The organism is Poseidonibacter antarcticus, from assembly GCF_003667345.1.
Classification (GTDB): domain Bacteria; phylum Campylobacterota; class Campylobacteria; order Campylobacterales; family Arcobacteraceae; genus Poseidonibacter; species Poseidonibacter antarcticus.
The window spans coordinates 1-3,093 of record NZ_RCWF01000035.1; the positions used below are offsets into that span (position 1 = coordinate 1).

Annotated in this window: 3 protein-coding genes; 2 read left to right on the forward strand and 1 reads right to left on the reverse strand. The window is 28.3% G+C overall.

Translation table 11 applies throughout. The features are described 5' to 3' along the window. Positions 1 to 796: 796 nt before the first annotated feature. The gene (locus D9T19_RS14350) at positions 797 to 991 is read left to right on the forward strand and encodes a hypothetical protein (RefSeq protein ID WP_121628932.1); all 195 of its coding nucleotides are present in this window, start codon (positions 797 to 799) and stop codon (positions 989 to 991) included. After that, positions 969 to 1,220, forward strand: coding sequence for a hypothetical protein (locus D9T19_RS14355; RefSeq protein WP_121628933.1), 252 nt, complete (start codon positions 969 to 971; stop codon positions 1,218 to 1,220). The genes D9T19_RS14350 and D9T19_RS14355 overlap by 23 nt, the downstream gene beginning before the upstream one ends. A 523-nt stretch (positions 1,221 to 1,743) precedes the next feature. Here the strand turns inward: D9T19_RS14355 and D9T19_RS14360 are convergent. Further along, a complete protein-coding gene (locus D9T19_RS14360) occupies positions 1,744 to 2,988 on the reverse strand; it encodes a Tn3 family transposase (RefSeq protein ID WP_228198021.1) in 1,245 nt (414 codons plus the stop codon). Positions 2,989 to 3,093 lie beyond the last annotated feature (105 nt).

Genomic DNA, 3,093 nt, shown 5'->3' on the forward strand with positions numbered 1-3,093 from the left:
TTAAAAAAACTGCTCTATATTTGTACGAGGATTGATTTTTATTTTAAATGATTTATGTTTGTATCTAGAAAATGATTTTAGGGTAGGTATAGGGGAAGGTTTTTTTTATAAAGTGGTTTATGTTTTTTTCATCTCTGAATCTTTTAATTCCTAGTATGAATTTATGTTACCTCTCCATTAGGAAGAGGTGTTAGAACATCAGAAGATAAATGTTTTATCTCTATATGCGACCCTAGGATATTAAAGAGAGAGAAAAGGTATAAAACTTTTAAATACTTTTTAGAAGAGTTTGCTAATGCTGTTTAGAAATTGCATTATTCTATTACTAATCTAACTTTATAACAATTTATTACAGTTATACTATATAGTAGAGTACTTCAAGTGCCATCCTATAGGAAGTTATAATAATAAGGTGATAGGTTTGTTGTTGAGTAGTGATAGGTTTGTTGTTATGATGGCAAGGTGATAGGTTTGTTGTTGCCTATAAAAGAGCAGCTATTTATACGAATTTGCCTAAAACCCTACAATATCGAGGTTTCTTATAAAAATAGCAATTAAAACACTACAAAAAATACTTACACTTAATGCAAAACACTGCAAAAAATACTTACACCTAATGCAAAACACTACAAAAAATACTTACACCTAATGCAAAACACTACAAAAAATACTTACACCTAATGCAAAACACTGCAAAAAATACTTACACCTAATGCAAAACACTACAAAAAATACTTACACCTAAGTTTTATTAGATATACTTTTAGCCATAAGAAGATTTGAACAATTTATAAAAATGACAGGTGTTAAGAGTGCATCAAGAATTAGATTTACTCTTAAAATGCTTAATGAAGTTCAAAATAAAGCAACCTATGAGTATAAACAACCTGAAATAAATGATGATTTTAGTGAGATTACTTATGAATTAGCAAAAGTATCAATAATTCCTAAAATATCATTAATATTAGATGAAGAGATTTTCAACAATTAGAGAATATGCAGAAAGTAATATTCCAAATAAAAGAAAGCACATAAAAAATATAAGGTTTGATATTAGTAAATCTTTTTTATCATCTGTTTTAGGTCTAGGTAGAGATTATTCCATTACAGATAGAAAAAATAGAATAAACTTTGAATCTTCATATACGTATAGATTAGATACTTTAGTTCGGTCAATAGAAAAGGTGCAACATATTTATGCCCTTTTCAAATTTAAATGAATCTTATTTCATAGCGAGACAAAGTTAATTACTATATAATCAAAGATTTTATCTTGTACTAAAATGAGAACTTTATTAACGAAGCCCCATTTTCTGCCCTTTTCAAGATTTAAATCTAAAAACACTATATGCGTGGATTAATACATATAAAAAAGCAAATAATATTCCAACAAGAACTAGAAAACATTTTCAAGAACCAACAAGAAAAGAGAGTTTAGAAGATGAACTTAAAAGAGTAAAAAAAGAACTTGCAACTGTAAAGCAAGAACGAGATATTCTAAAAAAGGCAACAGCGTACTTTGAGAAAGAAGTTCTGTAAGATACGCGTGGATAAAAAAGAATCGTATGAACTTCCCTATATATTTGATGTGTAAAGTTTTAAATGTTAGTAAAAGTTGCTATTATTCATGAATTTTAAACGGCTCACATGAAAATAGGGTGTAAATCCATATTTCCTTTTTATCGGCAATACCCTTTAAATCTAGCTTAAATTTAGATATATGAAATTGTTAGATCCCATATATCATCGACAATGAACAAATGAACTATTTTTGAGAGCATCTAATATCTCATCTTTTTCTTTTTGAGTCGGGGCTTGTTGTAATTTCTTTGTAATATACATATAGTTCCAAAGTATTATTGCATTCTGGATAAGTCTTTTGGAGTTGTTCGCAATGTTCTGTTCCTCTACTGTAGCAACTATAAATTCAGAACTATTTCCAAAAAAAACTGCTTTTGAGAATTTATTTGATGATTCTACTTTGTTGAGTTGTTTTTCGATTCTTTGGCGAAGCGTTACATCATCAATATAATTAAGTAAGAAGTCTGTTTTCATTAAGTTACCAAACTCTTTTAAAGCAGTATATAACTTATGATATTTTGAATAGGATGTTAGTCTTTTAAGTAACTGTGTTGCCGTAGTTTTTCTCTCTTTAATTGTAATAATAAATCTGAGAATATCATTCCAGCTTTCTTTGATAACTTCTTCTTTGATTTTTCTTTTAGGGATTAATTTATAGCTAAGTTCTTTATAAAATTTTGGAGAGTTAAAACCATATAATTGCTGTTTTTTGAAATTTTTAATTCTTGGTGCAAATCCAAACCCAAAAAGATGTGTTAAAGCAAAAACAACTGAACTAAATCCATAAGTATCTGTGGAGTGAATATCACTTTTTACAGCCTCATTATGCAGTAATCCATCAATTACATAGCCACTTTCCCTCTCACTGACATTGATAACTTGAGAATGAAAAAGTCTATGGGATTCATCAATAAAAACATATACAATAACACCTTCATCTGTTCCAAAATATTTAAATGAATATCCTGCATTTGTCGAATGAATTGATGAAGAGATATTATATTTCTGACCGTCACTTGAAGTGTGATTTATATCTTGATTAGCTCTTAATAATTTCACAATATCAAGTGTATCCATAAATGCAATAATTTTGTCATTCGCTTCAATAGTATTTTCGACACTCATATACCATATTTTGATAGTATCAAGTTGATTTTCATTGATACCTTTTGAGATTTTTCCCATTTTAGGTAATGAAAGATTGCACCCATAACCAAGCAGTGCAGCAACTAAAATATTATGATTTATGTTTGACTTGCCTTGATTATAATGTTGAAATGATGAAAGAAAATCTACTTCTTCATTCACAGCACGCAGTAAATCAATAACGGGAATATATTCATTATTTGGAAAGTACTTTGCGATGGACTCTAGATTATCCTCTTTATCAAGTTTTGGAGTTTTCAAAATATAGGAAGTATCATTCGCTGTAAAATGAGTAAGTTTAAACAATTTGGTCAAATCGGACATGAACATTAATATAAACTTAAATCTAATATTTCCTTGAAAAAT

What these genes read in the sequence shown, in the direction of transcription:
- D9T19_RS14355 (WP_121628933.1), top strand. Translation starts at nt 969, where the DNA reads ATGAAGAGATTTTCAACAATTAGAGAATATGCAGAAAGTAATATTCCA.
- D9T19_RS14350 (WP_121628932.1), top strand. Translation starts at nt 797, where the DNA reads ATGACAGGTGTTAAGAGTGCATCAAGAATTAGATTTACTCTTAAAATG.